The sequence below is a fragment of the Streptomyces sp. NPDC030820 genome, assembly GCF_055572075.1.
On sequence record NZ_JBVIEB010000002.1, the window covers coordinates 239742 to 257809 of the forward strand.

14 protein-coding genes and 1 riboswitch are annotated in these 18068 nt (G+C 72.4%); of the genes, 5 read left to right on the plus strand and 9 right to left on the minus strand.

Annotation, left to right across the window (positions count from 1 at the left end; genetic code table 11):
* Nucleotides 1-123 precede the first annotated feature (123 nt).
* The gene (locus tag ACZ418_RS05700; protein WP_468357407.1) at nucleotides 124-333 is read right to left on the minus strand and encodes a hypothetical protein; all 210 of its coding nucleotides are present in this window, start codon (nucleotides 331-333) and stop codon (nucleotides 124-126) included.
* On the minus strand, nucleotides 320-1783 hold the full coding sequence (locus ACZ418_RS05705; protein ID WP_468357410.1) for a PspC domain-containing protein: 1464 nt from the start codon (nucleotides 1781-1783) through the stop codon (nucleotides 320-322). The genes ACZ418_RS05700 and ACZ418_RS05705 overlap by 14 nt, the downstream gene beginning before the upstream one ends.
* A gap of 211 nt (nucleotides 1784-1994) precedes the next feature.
* Between ACZ418_RS05705 and ACZ418_RS05710 the strand changes: the two genes are divergently transcribed.
* Both ACZ418_RS05710 and ACZ418_RS05715 read left to right on the plus strand, forming a co-directional pair.
* Nucleotides 1995-3287, plus strand: coding sequence for an ATP-binding protein (locus ACZ418_RS05710; protein ID WP_468357413.1), 1293 nt, complete (start codon nucleotides 1995-1997; stop codon nucleotides 3285-3287).
* Complete coding sequence (locus ACZ418_RS05715) at nucleotides 3284-4027, plus strand: LuxR C-terminal-related transcriptional regulator (RefSeq protein WP_468357416.1); 744 nt, start codon at nucleotides 3284-3286, stop codon at nucleotides 4025-4027. Before ACZ418_RS05710 ends, ACZ418_RS05715 begins: the two co-directional genes overlap by 4 nt.
* A gap of 18 nt (nucleotides 4028-4045) precedes the next feature.
* On the opposite strand, the gene ACZ418_RS05720 is transcribed toward ACZ418_RS05715, so the two are convergent.
* On the minus strand, nucleotides 4046-5101 hold the full coding sequence (locus tag ACZ418_RS05720) for a C40 family peptidase (RefSeq protein ID WP_468358868.1): 1056 nt from the start codon (nucleotides 5099-5101) through the stop codon (nucleotides 4046-4048).
* 429 nt (nucleotides 5102-5530) lie between these two features.
* Between ACZ418_RS05720 and ACZ418_RS05725 the strand changes: the two genes are divergently transcribed.
* A complete protein-coding gene (locus ACZ418_RS05725; RefSeq protein WP_468357419.1) occupies nucleotides 5531-5884 on the plus strand; it encodes a hypothetical protein in 354 nt (117 codons plus the stop codon).
* 3 nt (nucleotides 5885-5887) lie between these two features.
* On the opposite strand, the gene ACZ418_RS05730 is transcribed toward ACZ418_RS05725, so the two are convergent.
* Together ACZ418_RS05730 and ACZ418_RS05735 are read right to left on the minus strand one after the other, a co-directional pair.
* Nucleotides 5888-6856: a tellurite resistance/C4-dicarboxylate transporter family protein gene (locus ACZ418_RS05730; protein ID WP_468357422.1), complete on the minus strand. Its 969-nt coding sequence runs from the start codon at nucleotides 6854-6856 to the stop codon at nucleotides 5888-5890.
* A 546-nt stretch (nucleotides 6857-7402) separates the two neighbouring features.
* Nucleotides 7403-8593 carry a C40 family peptidase gene (locus ACZ418_RS05735; protein ID WP_468357425.1) on the minus strand — a complete coding sequence of 397 codons (1191 nt, stop codon included), beginning with the start codon at nucleotides 8591-8593 and terminating at the stop codon, nucleotides 7403-7405.
* Between the two features lie 29 nt (nucleotides 8594-8622).
* Nucleotides 8623-8728, minus strand: a riboswitch (cyclic di-AMP (ydaO/yuaA leader).
* 305 nt (nucleotides 8729-9033) lie between these two features.
* On the opposite strand from ACZ418_RS05735, the gene pcrA reads away from it, so the two are divergent.
* Nucleotides 9034-11553, plus strand: a complete 2520-nt coding sequence (pcrA, locus tag ACZ418_RS05740) for a DNA helicase PcrA (protein ID WP_468357428.1) — start codon at nucleotides 9034-9036, stop codon at nucleotides 11551-11553.
* A gap of 42 nt (nucleotides 11554-11595) precedes the next feature.
* On the opposite strand, the gene ACZ418_RS05745 is transcribed toward pcrA, so the two are convergent.
* Entirely contained in the window at nucleotides 11596-13104 is a 1509-nt protein-coding gene (locus tag ACZ418_RS05745) for a M23 family metallopeptidase (protein WP_468357431.1), read from the minus strand.
* Nucleotides 13105-13326: 222 nt separating this feature from the next.
* A complete protein-coding gene (locus ACZ418_RS05750; RefSeq protein ID WP_468357434.1) occupies nucleotides 13327-14178 on the minus strand; it encodes an esterase/lipase family protein in 852 nt (283 codons plus the stop codon).
* Nucleotides 14179-14403: 225 nt separating this feature from the next.
* Between ACZ418_RS05750 and ACZ418_RS05755 the strand changes: the two genes are divergently transcribed.
* Nucleotides 14404-14826: a cobalamin B12-binding domain-containing protein gene (locus ACZ418_RS05755; RefSeq protein WP_468357436.1), complete on the plus strand. Its 423-nt coding sequence runs from the start codon at nucleotides 14404-14406 to the stop codon at nucleotides 14824-14826.
* Here the strand turns inward: ACZ418_RS05755 and ACZ418_RS05760 are convergent.
* A complete protein-coding gene (locus ACZ418_RS05760) occupies nucleotides 14802-16553 on the minus strand; it encodes a DUF5691 domain-containing protein (RefSeq protein ID WP_468357438.1) in 1752 nt (583 codons plus the stop codon). The two genes, ACZ418_RS05755 and ACZ418_RS05760, sit on opposite strands and share 25 nt — an antisense overlap.
* A gap of 61 nt (nucleotides 16554-16614) precedes the next feature.
* Nucleotides 16615-17970, minus strand: coding sequence for an SWIM zinc finger family protein (locus ACZ418_RS05765; RefSeq protein ID WP_468357440.1), 1356 nt, complete (start codon nucleotides 17968-17970; stop codon nucleotides 16615-16617).
* Nucleotides 17971-18068 lie beyond the last annotated feature (98 nt).

The following is an 18068-nucleotide window of genomic DNA, read 5'->3' on the forward strand; positions in this document are numbered from 1 at the left end:
ACCCGCGGACCGGTAGGGGCCGGCCGCGCGGTTCCCCGCACCGGATTTCGCCAAAGGCCGCTCAGCCGACGGCCGGACCCCCACCGACGGACGGACCCCCACCAGCCCGCCGGACCGCGACCGTCAGCCGCTCCCGGCGCCGCCCCGTCTGCGTATGCCCCGGGCCACGGCTGCCGTGGCACCGGCGAGGAACAGGCCGCCCACGATCAGCGGTACGACCGCGAACCACGGCGTCTCCCACAGTCCGCCCGCGTCTCCCGCGAAGACCACGCCGGTCGCGGTGAGGAAGAGCCCGGCGACCAGCTTCCCGGGCTGGAACTCATGACGCAGCACGATCGACCTCCACCTGGCCCGCCCCGACCTTCAGCGAAAGGTCCAGAGTGCCGGAGTCCTTGGCGCCCTTGGCCGGCGCCAGCGTCACGTTCTTGAGCCTGCGCGGCTGCACGTCCACGTCCTTCCTGTTCTCCCCCGGCAACCGGATGTCGCCGACGCCCACCTCGATGTTCATCCGCACGGTCGTGTCCGCCGGCACGATCACCTTCAGCTGTCCCGCACCCACATGCGCGTCCGTCGCGACCGTCTGCCCCTTGCCCGGATGCACCCGGGTCAGGTCCAGCGTGCCGCGCCCGGTGCCGAGGTCGTACTCAGGCCGTACCTGCGCTGCCGCGGCGGGCGCCCAGGAGGTGTCTCTCCAGTAGGTGGTGATGTCCTTGGGCATGGCCGCCGCCCCGGCGAGCAGCGCCGCTGTGACGATCGCCAGGAAGACCGTCCCGGCTCCCGTGCGGCCCAGGAACGCGCTGACCGTGATGCCCAGGCCGAAGACCGCCAGCGCACACGCCAGACCGGTCTGCAGACTGGTGCCCAGCGGATGCGTGTCCCAGGTCAGCCCGGTGCCCAGGCCGCCCGCCACCAGCGCGAACAGGAACACCCAGCCGCCGATCCAGCGTGGCCCGCGGGGTCTCGGGGGCGCACTGGGCTGCGGCCGTACGGAGCCGCCGGGGTGGCCGTGGTGTGTCCAGGGGGTGGCGATACCGACGTCGACCACCGAGGTGAGGTCCCGGTCGCGGGCGTCGCCGGGTCCCCAGAGATAGCCGGTGCCGCCGACATGGGTGCCGTCCTTGACGATCGGGTCCCGCCACCACGACGGGTAGACGGTGACGACCGGCGGCGCCTGGGCCTCCGGCGGCGCGTCGGCGGCGGCCTGGGCGGCGAGCGGATCGGGGTCGGGGGCGCCGCGACGCCGCGACCAGTACCCGGCGCCCGCCAGCAACAGGGAGAGCACCACGGCGAAGGCCAGCACCCCGCCGTTTCTCAGCATGGTCAGGAAGATCCCGCAGCCGACCAGGGCGAACAGCACGCCGGCGAGCGCCTGGCCGTCGACCCGGCCCGTCAGCAGCTTGCGGACCTCGTTCTCCTCCTCGTCCTCGTACGGCAGCAGCAGCCAGGCGAAGCCGTAGAAGATGAGGCCGATGCCGCCGGTCGCGGACAGCACGGCCAGGGTGATACGGAAGATCACCGGGTCCATGTCGGTGTGCCGGCCGAGGCCCGCGCACACGCCCGCGATCATTTTGTGCCCGCGGTCGCGCCGGAGCTGCTCGGGGGCTCCGGCGGCAGGCTGCTCCTCATCCTGCTGCTGTGCGTCGGCGTGCGTATCGGCGCCGGCGCCGGCCGCTCCCGTCTTCTCCGTCGCGGCGGGCGCGGCATCCGTCGGTCCGGTGCCCGGTGCCGGGCGCGGGCCGGTGCCGGGTCCCGGACCCGTCGCGGCGTGCTCGTGATCCGTCATGCGTCCATGGTGACGGCCCGGCCGCCGCCGCGGCAGCCGGGACGACCCTGGCCGAACCCTGAAATCGGCCCTGAGACGAGGCGGGGAACCGTTCGAGCCACCCGCGACCAGCCCCGCGAGGTGCTCCCCGACCCGCCCCCGAGGAAGATCAGGGGCGTCTCGGGGGCCGACCCTGATGCCTGGGCCCGCCGTGCATGTGACCATCATTGGCATGCCGGAAGCCGCAAGCCTGCCAGTCGACGACCCGCGGCCGCCGCGCAAGCTCTACCGCAGCAGCGACGGACGCTGGCTCGGCGGAGTGGCGCGGGGCCTCGCCGGGCACCTCGGGCTGCCCGTCGTCTGGGTGCGGCTCGCCTTCGTCGGCCTGTTCATGGCCCACGGCTTCGGAGCGCTGCTCTACGCGGCGTTCTGGTTCTTCGTCCCGCTGGGCGTCGGCGGTGTCGGCGACCAGAGACCGCCCTCGCTCGTCGCCACGGAGACGGCCCCGGACGGCCGCCGCAGACTCGTGGCCCGCAAGCCGGACCGCGGCCAGATCGTCGCGCTGCTCCTCATGGTCATCGTGTCCGTGGTGTTCGTCAGCAGCGTCAATCTGGGCAGCGGCGCCAAGGTGTATCTGGTGCCCGCCGTCCTCGTCGCGGCCGGTGTCGCCCTCGTCTGGCGCCAGGCGGACAACGCCCGCCGGGCCCGCTGGGTCGAGGTCGGCCGCCGGCGCCGCACCCTCACTCTGCTGCGCGCGGCCGGCGGTGTCCTGCTCGTCACGGCCGGTGTGTCCGCGATCTTCTGGCTGCAGGGGTCGGCCGCCCATCTCGGCGCGGTCCTGCAGGCGGCCCTCGCCGTCCTCGTCGGCATCACGCTCCTCGCCGGTCCGTATCTCGTCCGCATGACCCAGGACCTGTCCGAGGAACGCCTGATGCGCATCCGCGCCCAGGAGCGTGCGGAGGTCGCGGCCCACGTCCATGACTCCGTGCTGCACACCCTCACCCTGATCCAGCGCAACGCCGACAACGCCGGCGAGGTGCGCCGCCTCGCCCGCGCCCAGGAGCGCGACCTGCGCACCTGGCTGTACAAGCCGGAGGGCACCGGCAAGGACGAGGCCGACGAGCCGGACACGGTCGCCGAGGCCGTGCGGCGCAACGCCGCCGAGGTGGAGGACAAGCACGCTGTGCCCATCGAGGTCGTCATCGTCGGCGACTGCCCGCTGGACGAGAGAACCGGCGCGCAGATGCAGGCCGCGCGCGAGGCGATGGTGAACGCAGCCAAGTACGGTGGCGAGGGCGGTGCCGTGCAGGTCTACGCCGAGGTCGAGGGCAGGACGGTCTTCGTGTCCGTGCGTGACCGCGGTCCCGGCTTCGACCTCGACTCGATACCCGCCGACCGCATGGGCGTCAGAGAATCGATCATCGGCCGCATGGAGCGCAACGGCGGCACGGCCCGACTGCGGTCGGTGCCGGGCGGCGGCACGGAGGTCGAGCTGGAGATGGAGAGGGCGGAGAGGACGTCATGAGCGACGCGACCGAGACGAACGGCACGGCGGGTGCCCCCGAGGGGGCCGGGCCCGGGGCTGCCGGCGGCGGCGCGGGCGGACGGCACGTACGGGTGGTGCTCGTGGACGACCACCGGATGTTCCGCACCGGCGTCCAGGCAGAGATCGGGCAGACCGCCGAGACCGGTGTCGAGGTGGTCGGCGAGGCCGCGGACGTCGACCAGGCGGTCACCGTCATCACAGCGACCCGGCCGGAGGTGGTCCTTCTCGACGTCCACCTGCCGGGCGGCGGCGGCGTGGAAGTGCTGCGCCGGTGCGCGGCTTTGACGGCGGACGCCGAGCGGCCCGTGCGCTTCCTCGCGCTGTCCGTGTCGGACGCGGCGGAGGACGTGATCGGTGTGATCCGCGGCGGCGCCCGCGGCTATGTCACCAAGACCATCACCGGCACCGACCTGGTCGACTCCATCTTCCGCGTCCAGGAGGGCGACGCCGTCTTCTCCCCGCGCCTGGCCGGGTTCGTCCTGGACGCCTTCGCCTCCACCGACGCCCCGCCCGTGGACGAGGACCTGGACCGCCTCACCCAGCGCGAGCGCGAGGTGCTGCGCCTGATCGCCCGTGGCTACGCCTACAAGGAGATCGCCAAGCAGCTGTTCATCTCGGTGAAGACGGTCGAGTCGCATGTCTCGGCGGTCCTGCGCAAGCTCCAGCTGTCCAACCGGCATGAACTGACCCGCTGGGCGACGGCCCGCCGCCTGGTCTGACCCCTGCGGGCCCTGCCCCTACGCCACCCGGGTCGCCCCGGCGAACGGCATCAGGTCGACCGGGGCCAGCCGGACCGGTGCCGAGGGGTTCGGGGCGTGGATGATCTGCCCGTTGCCCACGTAGATGCCGACGTGGCTGATCCCGGAGTAGAAGAACACCAGGTCCCCGGGCTGGAGTTCGGAGCGGGAGACGCGCCGGCCCGCGTTGATCTGGGCATAGGTGGTGCGGGGCAGGGAGATGCCGGCGGAGCGGTAGGCGGCCTGGACCAGGCCCGAGCAGTCGAAGGCGTTCGGACCGGCCGCGCCCCACACATACGGGCTGCCGAGCTTGGCGTAGGCGTAGGAGACGGCCGCCTCGGCGCGCGCGTTCGGGGCCGCGGCCGAACCGGCCTGCTCCAGGGCGTCCCGGGCGTCCGAGGCCGAGCGGGAGGCACGTCCCGGCGTGCCGCTGACCTCGGACCGCTGCTGCGGGGAGAGCCGCGCCAGCAGCCGCCGGGCCTCGTCCAGCTTGCCGGTGACGGTCCGCTTCTGCCGCTGCAGCTCCGCCTGCCGGGACCGCAGCGACTGCAGCTCGATGCGGGCCGCGCCCCGCAGCTGCTCGATCTCCCGCAGTTGCGCGCGCACCCGGGACACGGCGGCGGCCTGCCGGGCACCGGCCCGCTCCACAAACGCGGCGTCGTCCAGGTACCGGTCGGGGTCGCGGGACAGGGCCAGCTGCCAGGTCGGTGCGAAGCCGCCCTCGCGGTACTGCGCCGCCGCGAACGAACCCAGCGCGTCCCGGGCGGTGTTGAGCTTCTGCTGTTTGCGGGCGGTCTCGTCGCGCAGCGCGTTCAGCCGCCGCTGCTCCGTGTCCGCCTTCTCCTTCGCGCCGTCGTATTTCTCGGTCGCGGCCTCGGCGTCCTGGTACAGCTGGTCCACCTTGGCCTTCACCTGCGCCGGCGTCAGCTGCGGCTCGGCGTGTCCGGTCCCGTCGAACCCCGTCGCGGTGGCCGCGCCCGCCAGGGCGAGCGTGGCGGCCGTCCGGGCCGTATGACCGCCCATTGAGCGTTGCCGGGCCTTGCGGTGCGCTGCCACCTGGACCGTCACGTCCTTCCGTACGACTCGTACGACCGAGAGGTCCGTGTGTCCGACGGCGGCCCGCACAGGGGAAGCGGGCCACCGCCGGACCCTTCTCGGCGGTGGTGGCCGACGGCCGCCCCTGGCCCGGGCGGCGGTGGGGAGCCGGTCACCTGGGGGAGGACGCTAGGCCCGACTGTGACGAGTGGGTAACGCGGTGTGCGGAACTGCCCTCGATGGACCGCGATGTGACCGTAAGTGAGCGTATGGCCGCCTTGGAGGAGTCGCCTTCACAGAGCGTGGTGACCGAAGTGCGGAAAACGGGACGGACGGGAGGCGTGGGGTGCTATGGGGCGCATATATGCAAGATCGTCCGTGTGCTCGCCGGCCCCTGTGAGTGGGGCCGGTGGCAGGAGGCCGCGGGGCCCCTCGTTAGGCTCCGGGCCCATGGACGTACTCATCCATCTCTTCGTCGGCCTGCACATCATCGGCATCGCCGCGCTGCTCGGCGGTTTCCTCACCCAGATGAAGGCGATGGGCCAGGGCACGGCCCGGTTCGTGCCCGCGATGCTGCACGGCGCGCTGACCATGCTGGTCACCGGCGTGGTCCTGGTCGGCCTCAACCAGGCCGACGACCACCACGTCAACACCATCAAGATCGGCGTCAAGCTGGCGCTGCTGATCGTGATTCTCGGGCTGGTCTACGTGAAGCGCGACGAGGAGAAGATCGACAAGAGTGTGTTCGGGCTGGTCGGCCTGCTGACCATGGCGAACATCTTCATCGCCGTCCTGTGGACCTGACGGTCATCCGTCCCTGCCGCCGACGCGGGCCGCGAGCACCGCACCGGCGGCGACCGCGAGCCACACGGCCACCGTCGCCCACAGCAGCACCCGTCCCGGCCAGGTGAGCCACGGTACGCCGAAGACGGTCGCGACGGACAGCGTCGCCACCGCCGTCATTCCCATCGGGAACACCGTCGCCCAGCGCAGTACGTGGTAGCCGGGCCTGGGGCGCACCGCCTCGGCGGCCAGCAGGACGGCGTAGCAGACCAGATCCAGCACGAGCAGCACGACCGTCACGGTGCGCAGCACGTCGCGGTCGTCCGCGTTCCACAGGTACATGCCCGAGTCCCCGGCGATGAGCAGGTTCCCCCCGGCCAGCGTCGAGATCCCGAGCGCCCCGCCCGCGATCCAGTGGTCGCCCGCCCCCTCCAGCACCTGCCGTACGTCGAAGTGGGCCAGCGCCAGGCCGTAGAGCACCAGACCCAGCCAGAACAGCACCAGCGCGGTGTGCGCGAGCCACGCCGTGCGCTCGGCCGTGGCCAGCGTGGCGGCCAGTACGGCGAGCCCCTCCGTCGCCACGCAACACAGGAACACCGCCCCCGGCATGCGCGGCCGCCAGCGCCGTACGATCAGGAACAGCAGTACCGGCCAGAGCACCGCCGCGAGCGCCAGCAGCGCCTCGGCCAGGGTCTGCCCGCCCAGCGCCGAGATCCGGGTGCCGAGCACCGTGGTCGCGGCGACGGAGGTGAGCGCGCCCGGACTCTCCGCCTCGGTCGCCCAGCGCTGCCGCTCGCCGACCAGCCGCAGCACGAACTCGGCGGCCAGCGCGGCCCAGGCGACGCACGCCAGCGCCAGCACCAACCGGGAGAGTGTCTCGTCGCCGGTCATGTGCAGCCCCACCGACAGGATGCCGGTCGCCATCACGGCGGCCCCGGCCGCGGGGGACCGTCCCGCCCACAACGCACGCAGACGACCTGAGATGCCGGGCATGCGCCCGATGCTAGGGAGCCGCGGGGTGCTCGCCCGGAAGGGCACGCGCGCGTGGACAGCAAAAACGCCGGTACGCGCGCGGGACCGTGAAAGGTCGGCACCGCGCTTGCGGAGGCAGGGAAGCCGGGGCGCGTGGATGCCGGAAGGCTGTGGCCGCGTGGACGGGGGCTGGAGGGCGTTGGCCGCGTGGATGGAGGAGCGGCCGGCGTGCGTGGTCAAAGGAACGGTCGGCGCGCGGCGCGTATCGACGGAGGAACGGCCCCACGCGCGCGTGGACGCGGACGGCGCGACCTTCATGCCCTGTCGCACCAGCCAAACGGCCCCACGCGCGCGTGGACGCGGAGGACGCCGGTATGCGCCCATGGACAGGCCATCCGCCGACGCGCACCCCCAAGACACCGGCACGCGCGCGTGGAGCCCAGGGCGTAGGCACGCGCCCGCGTGGACGTGCCGTTCGCGCGGCACGCGCGCGTGGCCCTGCAATGCGATGGCACGCGCGCGTGGAGCGCGAGTCGGCCGGGGCGCGGCCGTGCCCGGGATGGGCGGTCAGCCCGGGCGGACCACGCTGTGGATGATCGACTCGCCGCCGTAGTAGATCGACTCCTCGCGGACGTACGCGCCCGGCTTCGGGGCGTGGATCATCATGCCGTTGCCTATGTAGATGCCGACGTGGCTGATGTCGTCGTAGAAGAAGATCAGGTCGCCCGGCCGCGCGTCGGCGAGCGAGACCGTGGTGCCCGCGTTGACCTGGTCGTACGTGGTGCGAGGAAGCGTGACGCCGGCGGCCTTCCAGGCGGCCTGGGTGAGGCCCGAGCAGTCGTAGGAGTCCGGACCGGTGGCGCCCCACACATACGGCTTGCCGATCTGCGCGCGGGCGAAGGCGATCGCCTTCTCGGCCTTGGTGTCGTACGAGCTGGACGTGGTGGTGGACCCGGTCGAGCCGGAGCCCGTCGAGCCGGAGCCCGTAGAACCGGATCCGGAGGCGGACCCCGCGGAGGTGGACGACGACGAGGCGGCCTGTTGCTGAGCTGCCTGCTGCTTCGCCAGCTCGGCCGCCTTGCGCGCCGCCTCCTGCTCCTTCGCCCGCTCGATGGCGGCCAGCCGCGCCTTCTCCTGGGCCGTCAGCTGCGACAGCAGCTCGCGCGCCGTGGCCAGCTTCTTCTGCACGGTGGCCTTGGCGGTCTGCAGGTCGTGCTGTGAGTCGGTCAGCGTCTGCAGGCTCTCCGCGGCCTCGCGCCGCTTCTTCATGGTCGCGGCCTGCTCGCCGATGTAGTCGTCGACCGCGGTCTTCTCCCGCGAGGTCAGCCGGTTCATCAGCTGGGTCTGGTCGAAGTAGTCCTGCGGGTCGTTCGCCAGCAGGAAGGTGGCCGTGTCGGGGGCGGCGGCGCCGGTGCGGTACTGGGCCGCGGCGAAGGAGCCCAGCTCCTCGCGGGCCTTGTTGAGGCGTGCGGTGCGCCGGGCGACGTCGTCGCGCAGGGCGTCGACGCGGCCGCGCTGTTTGCCGGTCCGCTCCTTGGCCGCGTTGTACTTCTGGGTCGCCGACTCCGCCTGGCGGTAGAGATCGTCGACCTTCTTCTCGACCTCCTCCAGGCTCGGCTTGGCGTGATCGGTACTCGGGGCGGCCTCCGCGGTCTGCGAGAGCACAGCCATGGAGGTGAGGGCGGCGGTGGCGAGGGCGGGAGCGCGAAGGCCGGTTCCGATGGTCCCGCCGGGGCGCGGCTTGCGGTGCGACGCCAAGGGAGGCGACTCCTTCCAGTGGGCCGCCTACCGGGTTAGCTGTCGGGTTCGGGCGGTGGTTCGGAAGGGTTGCCCTACGGCGGCGTCCCGGGTGGGAGCCGGCCGATTCACCCCAAAGGTCGGTGGGTCCCCGGCTCCGGGCGCCCCGCGGGACGCGCCAGACTCGGCGGGGGCCGCGCGGCCCGGCGAGGCTCGCCGGTAGGGGTCGTACGGCCCGAACGCACGCTAGCCAACTGGTGTGACTCCTGTGAAGGTTGGTGCGTGATATGTCCGATACATTTTCGTGACCTGAGGTGGGTTTCGCTCGTCTGTCATCGGACGGTTCCCCTGTGTGAGCAGGGTGCGGGCCATTCGACGGTGAAGATCAACTCCGTTCCGGACCGGTCGGGTTCCTGGGACGGCGACCGGTTGTCGGTGGGGCGCCCTAGACTCGTAGAGCGATGAGCAGCCTCTTTGACGACAGCTTCCTGGCGGACCTCCAGGCCCCTCGCGGGCGCGAGGAGGAGCCCCCGCCGCCGCCCGAGGACGATCACGCTCCGGAGCCGCTTCCGGACGATCTGTTCGGCGGGAAGTTCGACGTGCCGCCGGACCGATGGGGGTCCCCCCGCTCGAGCGGAGCCGAGAGTGGGGGAGGGTACTACCGCGACGGCGCCCCGCGTCCCGTCCTCGACGCGGCGGCGCTGCTGGAGGGGCTGAACGACAACCAGCGCGCCGCAGTTGTGCACGCCGGCTCCCCGCTGCTCATCGTCGCCGGCGCCGGCTCCGGCAAGACCCGCGTGCTCACCCACCGCATCGCCCACCTGCTCGCCGAGCGGCATGTGCACCCGGGCCAGATCCTCGCGATCACCTTCACCAACAAGGCCGCGGGGGAGATGAAGGAGCGCGTCGAGCAGCTCGTCGGCCCGCGCGCGAACGCGATGTGGGTGATGACCTTCCACAGCGCGTGCGTGCGCATCCTGCGCCGGGAGAGCAAGAAGCTCGGCTTCACCTCCAGTTTCTCCATCTACGACGCCGCCGACAGCAAGCGCCTGATGGCCCTGGTCTGCCGCGACCTGGACCTCGACCCCAAGCGCTTCCCGCCGAAGTCGTTCAGCGCGAAGATCAGCAACCTGAAGAACGAGCTGATCGACGAGGAGGACTTCGCAACCCAGGCCACCGACGGCTTCGAGAAGACCCTCGCCCAGGCATACGCGCTCTACCAGTCGCGCCTGCGCGAGGCCAACGCGCTCGACTTCGACGACCTGATCATGACGACGGTCAACCTGCTGCGCGCCTTCCCGGACGTCGCCGAGCACTACCGCCGCCGCTTCCGGCATGTCCTCGTCGACGAGTACCAGGACACCAACCACGCCCAGTACGCGCTCGTGCGCGAACTCGTGGGCACCGGCGAGCACGACGAGGACACCCCGCCGAGCGAGCACGACCTCCCGCCCGCCGAACTGTGCGTCGTGGGTGACGCGGACCAGTCGATCTACGCCTTCCGCGGCGCGACGATCCGCAACATCCTCCAGTTCGAGGAGGACTACCCGAACGCGACGACGATCCTGCTGGAGCAGAACTACCGCTCCACACAGACCATCCTGTCCGCCGCCAACGCGGTCATCGAGCGCAACGAGTCCCGCCGCCCGAAGAACCTGTGGACCAACGCCGGCCAGGGCGCGCGGATCACCGGCTATGTCGCCGACACCGAGCACGACGAGGCCCAGTTCGTCGCCGACGAGATAGACCGCCTGGTCGACGCGCGCGAGGCCAGGGCGGGCGATGTCGCCGTCTTCTACCGCACCAACGCCCAGTCCCGTGTCTTCGAAGAGGTCTTCATCCGCGTCGGCCTGCCCTACAAGGTCGTCGGCGGGGTCCGCTTCTACGAGCGCAAGGAGGTCCGGGACGTCCTGGCCTATCTGCGTGTGCTCGCCAACCCCGAGGACTCGGTGCCGCTGCGCCGCATCCTCAACGTGCCCAAGCGGGGCATCGGCGAGCGCGCGGAGGCGATGATCGACGCCCTCTCCCAGCGCGAGAAGATCAGCTTCCCGCAGGCGCTCAAGCGCGTGGACGAGGCGTACGGCATGGCCGCGCGCTCCACCAACGCCGTCAAGCGGTTCAACACGCTGATGGAGGACCTGCGCACCATCGTCGAGTCCGGTGCGGGCCCCGCGACCGTCCTGGAGGCGGTGCTCGAACGCACCGGCTATCTGGCCGAGTTGCAGGCCTCCACCGACCCGCAGGACGAGACCCGCATCGAGAACCTCCAGGAACTCGCGGCGGTGGCCCTGGAGTTCGAGCAGGAGCGCGGGGAGGGGGAACAGGGCACCCTGGCCGACTTCCTGGAGCAGGTGGCCCTCGTCGCCGACTCCGACCAGATCCCCGACGAGGACGAGGAAGGCTCCGGCGTCATCACCCTGATGACCCTGCACACCGCCAAGGGCCTGGAGTTCCCGGTCGTCTTCCTGACCGGCATGGAGGACGGTGTCTTCCCGCACATGCGCGCCCTCGGCCAGACCAAGGAGCTGGAGGAGGAACGGCGCCTGGCGTACGTGGGCATCACGCGCGCGCGGGAGCGGCTCTATCTCACGCGGTCGGCGATGCGCAGCGCCTGGGGCCAGCCGTCGTACAACCCGCCCTCCCGCTTCCTGGAAGAGATTCCGGCCACCCATGTGGACTGGAAGCGGACTGGGGCGGCGGCGCCGGTGTCCTCCGGCCCGGCCTCCGGGATCGCGGCCTCGCTGTCCTCGACCCGCTCGCGTTCCTCGGCGTCGGGCGCGTCCGGGTTCGCCGCGCGGCGCACCACGGAGAAGCCGGTGGTCGCCCTCGCCGTAGGGGACCGGGTCACCCATGACCAGTTCGGGCTCGGCACGGTCGTCGCCGTGAAGGGCACGGGCGGGAACGCGGAGGCGACGATCGACTTCGGCGACACCAAGCCGAAGCGGCTGCTGCTGCGGTACGCGCCGGTGGAGAAGCTGTAGGGGAGAGGCCGTAGGGGTTCTGGGGGCGAAGGCCCCCGGGCTCTACGTCGGGTCGAGCCCGTGGCTCCGCAGCCACGGCAGCGGGTCTATGGCCGCCCCGCCCGCGGGCCGTACCTCGAAGTGCAGGTGCGGACCGGTGGAGTTGCCGGAGTTGCCGGAGTAGGCGATCGGCTGGCCGGCCTTGACGGACGTCCCGGCGGCGACGCGGTAGCTGGACAGATGGCAGTACCAGGTCTGCGTGCCGTCCTTCGCCGTCACGATCATCATGTTGCCGTAGGCGCTGTTCCACTTGGTGGAGACGACGCCGTCGGTCGCGGCCATCACCGTGGTGCCGTACGACACCGGGAAGTCGATGCCCGTGTGCACGGACATCCAGTTCACCCCGGCCTGGCCGAAGTAGGCGCTGAGCCCTTTCTGCGTGACCGGCAGCACGAACTTGGGGCGCAGCCGCTCCTTGAGCGCGGCCGCGGCGGCGGCCTTCTTCTGCTCCAGCTCCTGCTGGTTCTTGAGGTCGATCCGCTCCTGCGTCCGGCTCGCCCGGTCGGCGAAGTCGTGGGCGCCGGCGGACAGGGTGTTGAGCTGGGTGTCCAGCTTGCTGTTGGCGACCGAGGCCTTGACCGCGTGCGTGTCCGAGGCGGAGGCCGTGGTGTCCTGGCCGTCGTCGGTCAGCGAGCCGACCGAGGCGGCGGCGATCCCGGCGACGCCCATCACACAGGCCGAGGGCACGGCAATGGTCAGCAGCGCGGAGCGCTTTGCGGTCGTACGCCGGCGGGAGCGCGCGGCGCTGCGCGAGCCGGCGCGGGGCGTCGGCTCGATGTCCTCCTGGTCGTCCAGCAGCTCGGCGGCGGGCGATTCATCCCCGATGCCCGACTCGTCGTCCCCGGCCTGCTGCTCGCCGAACGCGGTGTCCTCGTACGGGACCTCTTCCTCGTACGGGGTCTGCCCGTAGGGCATCTGCGCGAAGGCCGCGGTCGCCTGCGGGTCGCCGACCTGGTCGAAGGCGGCGGTGGCCTGCTGGCCGAACGGTTCGGCAGCCTGCTCGGCCTCCGCCGGCACGGCCTGGCCGCCGGAATTCCACTGCGTGGCGTCGAACGTGCCCGACTCGAAGGTCTGGGTGCCCCACGCCCACTGCTGGGTCGGTTCGGCGATGCCGGACTGGTCGGGCTGCAGCCAGGCGCTCGCGTCCCACTGGCCGCTGATGTCGTTGCCCGTCGCCTGGGCGGGGATCGTCCAGGCGGTGGAGTCATAGGCGCCGGAGTCGTAGGCGGCGTGGTGCTGGGCCGCGTACGGGTCGTAGTTCGGGGTCTGGCCGGTCTGCCACTGCGTGCTGTCGTACGCGCCGGTGCTCTGCTCGCCGGGCAGGCTGCCGAAGAGCGGGTCCGTGGCGAAGGTGCCGGTGCCGTCCGGAAAACCGGTGGCCTCGTAGCCGCCGTACGTGGTGAAGTCGCCGTAGGGGGCTCCATGCGTCCCGTACGGCGCGTAGTGCGCGGCGGAGGCGTCGGAAGCCGGGGCCGGGGTGGTCATGGTCCCCGACGGGTGACGGTCGTTCACCAACTTCTCTTTCGCCTCGACAACAGGGGCTGCCAGAGCAGTGCGGTGACTGTACCCGCCGGTACCTGGGCGCGACAATCTTCGGCTGGTTTCGCGCCCGCCGGAAACGGGCATTCGGCGGCGTTTCGGGGGGCGCAGGACACGAGTTTGGCCGAGAGTTCGATTGGTGTTCGATATACGGTGACTGTTCGTCACCTTTGCGTCACTCTGACGCCGGACAAGTCACGCCACCGTGAGACCGTCGGCGACCCGGTCCCCGGGGTGCGGGGAGTCGAGAGCCTCGCGTATCCCGGCCGCGACGGCGGGGTGCACGGGAAGGGCGAGATGTCCGATGCCGGTCACCCGGATGTTCTGCGCGTCGAGGTCGGGGTGCTCCAGGCAGGCCGTCTCCAGCGGCACCATCACGGAGTCCAGGTCGCTCCAGAAGCTGACGAACCGGGTACGGCAACCGGGCGCGGGCCGGGCCAGCTCCTCTATCACCCCCGAACCGGGCCGCATCTGGCGCACGATGGGATGGGCGTTGGCCAAAGGCGCCGCGCTGGTCCCCGAATGCGGTGTACCCAGCGTGACGAGGACGCGGACCCGCAGGTCACCGCCCAGGCACTGCACGTAATAACGGGCGATCAGCCCGCCGAGGCTGTGCCCCACGATGTCGACCCGGTCGCTGCCGGTGCGCTCGCAGAGCTCCTCGACGTGCCGGCCGAGCAGCTCGGCGGCGGCGCGGATGTCGCAGGTCAGCGGGGAGTAGTTGAGTGATACGACGCACTGCCCGCCGTGCTGGGCGAGGTTGCGGCGCAGCAGCAGGAACACCGAGCGGTTGTCGATGAAACCGTGCAGCAGTACCACCGGCGGGCCGGGCCGGACAGGCAGCCGGGCGGTGCCGTCGTCGGCGGGCAGGGCAGGGGCGCGGCGCTCCTGGGTGAGGCCGGTCGGATACAGCAGGAGATGGCAGGCCAGGATCGCGGCCTCGAGGGCGGTCGCCCTCAGCAGCGCCACGGAGATTCCGGCGAGTCTGCCGGGCCACAGGCGCCGGCAGAACGGGAGAAAGAGTGGCAGTACCCCGGTGACCTTCATGGGCCGACCTCCTGTCGGCACACCGGAGGACGGCTCGATCCCCCGTGTGCCCTCATGTCCCACCATGTGATTTCCCCCTCGCCGCGCACCGTAAAACTGCCGGTTGCGGGATGCTGGAGATAACGTTCGTTCACTTCGTGACGGGTGGCGGACCGCGCCAAAAGTGCGGTACTTGTCGTTACGGACGGAAGCGATCGCTTCCGTGGTCGTTTGATGGAGGCAGTGATGGGTGTGGCAGCCGGTCCGATCCGCGTGGTCGTCGCCAAGCCGGGGCTCGACGGCCACGATCGCGGGGCCAAGGTCATCGCGCGTGCCCTGCGCGACGCCGGTATGGAGGTCATCTACACCGGGCTCCACCAGACGCCGGAACAGATCGTGGACACCGCCATCCAGGAGGATGCCGACGCGATCGGCCTGTCCATCCTCTCCGGCGCGCACAACACGCTGTTCGCCGCGGTGATCGACCTGCTCAAGGAGCGCGAGGCCGAGGACATCCTCGTCTTCGGCGGCGGCATCATCCCGGACGAGGACATCCCGCCGCTGAAGGAGAAGGGCGTCGCGGAGATCTTCACGCCGGGCGCGACGACCGCGTCGATCGTGGCGTGGGTGCGGGAGAACGTCCGTCAGCCGGCCGCGTCCGGAGGCTGAGCGGCCGCCTCCGGCGGTTGGGCGGCTGGCTCCAGTGGCTGAGCGGCTGCCTCCGGCGGTCGGGCCGACGGCTCGGTGCGGTCGGTGAGCGGGGGCCGGTCCGGGGCGAGTTCCGCGGCCATCTCCGCCCGCAGCCGCAACGTGGTCACCAGCCGCTGGAACGCCTCCGCCCAGTAGCCCCCGGCTCCCGGCGCGGCGTCCTCCCGTTCGTCGGGTATCGCCAGCAGCGCCTCGAGCCGGGTGGCCTCCGCGGGGTCCAGGCAGCGCTCGGCGAGCCCCATCACCCCGCTGAAGCTCCACGGGTAACTGCCCGCGTCCCGTGCGATGTTGAGCGCGTCCACGACCGCCCGGCCCAGCGGCCCGGCCCAGGGCACCGCACACACCCCGAGCAGCTGGAACGCCTCCGACAGCCCATGCGTGGCGATGAACCCGGCCACCCACGCTGCCCGTTCCGCCGGGTCCAGGGTGGCCAGCAGCTTCGCGCGTTCCGCCAACGACACCGCGCCCGGCCCGCCGGCCTCCGGCGCCGACGGCGAGCCGAGCAGCGCCCTCGACCACTCGGCGTCCCGCTGCCGCACCGCCGCCCGGCACCAGGCCGCGTGCAGTTCGCCCTGCCAGCCGTCCGTGACCGGCAGTGCCACGATCTCCTCCGCCCTCCGTCCACCGAGCCGTCCCGGCCAGGTGCGGAGCGGGGCTGCCTCCACCAGCTGCCCCAGCCACCATGAGCGCTCGCCTCTGCCTGCGGGAGGCGTGGCCACCACACCGTCGCGCTCCATGCCGGAGTCGCACTCGAGCGGCGCCTCCACCACGATCGCCGGCGAGTTTCCCGTGCGGTCGAGGGCCACACACGCCGCGGCCCGTACGGCCATGCGTGCGGCGAGCGCCGAAGCGGGCAGCGCCGACAGCAGTTCGGCCGCCGTCGCCCGCACATTGCGGCTGCGGTCACCCAACGCCTGCTCCAGGAACGGCTCGTCCGCGGCCGACAGGCCCGTGCGCAGCGAGTCGAGGAACATCAGCCGGTCCTCCGCCCGCTCCGTCGGCCAGGTCGACGTGAGCAGCTCGCGCGCGAGCGCGGGCGTACCGGCGCGCAGCGCGCCCAGCAGGGCGACCCGCTCGGCGAACAGCCCCTCCTGCCACAGCCTGCGCACCGACTCGGTGTCGCCTGGGTCGGGCAGCGTGGCGCCGCCGCCGGGGGCCGCGCGCAGCGCGAAGCGCCAGTCCGCGTTCAGCCGGGCCAGCCACAGCGCCCGCGGGCCCGCGAACGCCAGCGCCGCCGGGCGCAGGTCCGTACGGCCGCGGGCCGCGTCCAGCAGGGCGGGAAGCGTCTGCGGGGGTGGCGCGTATCCGTGCGCGTTGGCCGCCGCGAGCCACTGCGGGAGCAGCTCCATGAGGTCCGGGGAGCTGCCCCGGCGGCCACCGCTTCCGCCGCCGGAACGGTCGGCCAGCAGCATGGCGAGTCTGCGGGCCGCCGCGGCCGGCAGGGCCGGACGGGGATCCTCGGGTGCCGGGTCCGGCCGACGCGCCGCCCGCGCGGGCCGCAGCCCGGCCCGCCGCCGTACGGTCGCCACGGCGGCCTCGTCGAGCAGCGCCAGGGGTGCCTCCCGGCCGGACCCGGCGTACGCCGCGGGGCGCCGGTCGGTGCCGAGAAGAGCGGTGGTGACCAGGTCTTCCCAGGAGCTTGCCGGGGCCGGGTTGTCCACGTCGGTCGGGGTCGTCGTCCCGTTCATCGCGTTCCTTTCCCTGCGAGTGTTCGAGGGTGCCGGTGCGTTCTGCGTTCCGGCAGGCCGGTCAGCACAGCGGAACCGGTTCGCCCGTGCCCTCCGGCCAGGCCGTGAGCGGGGTGAAGCCGCGGTGGCCGCATTCGCCGAAGACCTTGACCGGGGCACCGCCGGACAGGGCGATCAGCCGCCACAGGCCGGGGCGGGAGCGGGCGGCCCGGGTCAGCGGCAGGGCGGAGTCCGTGTCGGCGTCGGCCAGCTGCCACCGGTCGCCGTCCGGGACCGGTATCACCCGCTCCAGCGTCACCGGGAGGGACTCCAGCCAGGGGTCGTCGCGCAGCGCCTCGCCGTACCGGGCCGCCGCCTCGGCCGTGCTCGTGCCCGGTGGGCGGAACGCGGCCGGTGCGGGCGGGGCGAACCGTTCGCCCAGGGCGGACCGGGACTGGCCTGCCCCCGGATAGGCGGACAGCTCCGCGTCCAGGGCCAGCCCGACCGGCAGGGACAGCTCGGGAGCCCGGCCGGCCGCGCCGTAGGACAGCAGCAGCCGGGTGCGGCCCGAGGCGGCGCCGTGCAGCCAGATCCGGCGGGTCGTCAGTTTCGGGTCCACCGTGTCGTACTGGGCGAGGACCAGCCAGTGGTCGCGGAGCGGCGCACCGTCCGCCGTGGCGGGCAGGCCCAGCCGGGAGCGGACCGTGGCCGCGAGGGCGTCCGGCAGCCGGTCGCGGCGCAGCCAGCCCTGGTCCAGCAGGTGCAGCAGCGCGCACTCCTCCAGCAAGCGGGCCGGCCAGCCCGCGCCCGATGCCGGGATCGCGCCCAACTCCCGTACCCGCGCGGCCAGTCCGGGCGCCTGGGCGTCGACCATGCGGGCCGCCGTCTCGTCCCACAGGCCGTATCCCGCCTGCTCGGCCGCGGCCAGGCCGCCGCGCAGCAGGTCCGCGAGGCGCTGCTCCAGCTCCGTCGCACCCGCCGTGACCCGCTCGGCCCGGCGCTCGGCCCGCCGCCGGGCCGCCTCCGGATCGGCGGACCCGCTCCCGGAACTCCCCTCGCTCCGGCCCTGCTTGCTCTTCGTGCGCCTGCGTCTGCCCGCGAGCCACTGCTCGGCCCAGTCCGGCGGCGCCGCGGACGCCGGCACCGAGCCGTCGCCGCCCGCCCACAGCAGCAGCAGTCCGAGCGCGTGCTTGCACGGGAACTTACGGCTCGGACAACTGCACTTGTACGCCGGTCCGGCCGCGTCGGCGAGATCGACCACCGTCTGGTACGGCCTGCTGCCGCTGCCCTTGCACAGCCCCCACACCGTCCCCTCTTTGCTCCCCGCCTCGGACCACGGACCGGCCGTGCCGAGCTTGCCTCCCGCTTTGCGTGACGCGGCGTCAGGCGCCAGTGACAGCACCTGCTCCGCGGTCCAGCGCACCCCCTGCTCAGTCATGTCTCCGACGGTAGGTCCCGCCACTGACAATCCGTCCGGCGCGGACGTTTGGGCAGGTCAGAGCGATTGTCAGTGGCGTGGTGCACGGTGGATGCCAG

Bases quoted from the DNA above. Each gene is read 5' to 3' on its own strand.
- ACZ418_RS05725 (WP_468357419.1), top strand. From the start codon at position 5,531: ATGGACGTACTCATCCATCTCTTCGTCGGCCTGCACATCATCGGCATC.
- ACZ418_RS05710 (WP_468357413.1), top strand. From the start codon at position 1,995: ATGCCGGAAGCCGCAAGCCTGCCAGTCGACGACCCGCGGCCGCCGCGC.
- pcrA (WP_468357428.1), top strand. From the start codon at position 9,034: ATGAGCAGCCTCTTTGACGACAGCTTCCTGGCGGACCTCCAGGCCCCT.
- ACZ418_RS05715 (WP_468357416.1), top strand. From the start codon at position 3,284: ATGAGCGACGCGACCGAGACGAACGGCACGGCGGGTGCCCCCGAGGGG.
- ACZ418_RS05750 (WP_468357434.1), bottom strand. From the start codon at position 14,178: ATGAAGGTCACCGGGGTACTGCCACTCTTTCTCCCGTTCTGCCGGCGC.
- ACZ418_RS05705 (WP_468357410.1), bottom strand. From the start codon at position 1,783: ATGACGGATCACGAGCACGCCGCGACGGGTCCGGGACCCGGCACCGGC.
- ACZ418_RS05760 (WP_468357438.1), bottom strand. From the start codon at position 16,553: ATGAACGGGACGACGACCCCGACCGACGTGGACAACCCGGCCCCGGCA.
- ACZ418_RS05730 (WP_468357422.1), bottom strand. From the start codon at position 6,856: ATGCCCGGCATCTCAGGTCGTCTGCGTGCGTTGTGGGCGGGACGGTCC.
- ACZ418_RS05755 (WP_468357436.1), top strand. From the start codon at position 14,404: ATGGGTGTGGCAGCCGGTCCGATCCGCGTGGTCGTCGCCAAGCCGGGG.
- ACZ418_RS05765 (WP_468357440.1), bottom strand. From the start codon at position 17,970: ATGACTGAGCAGGGGGTGCGCTGGACCGCGGAGCAGGTGCTGTCACTG.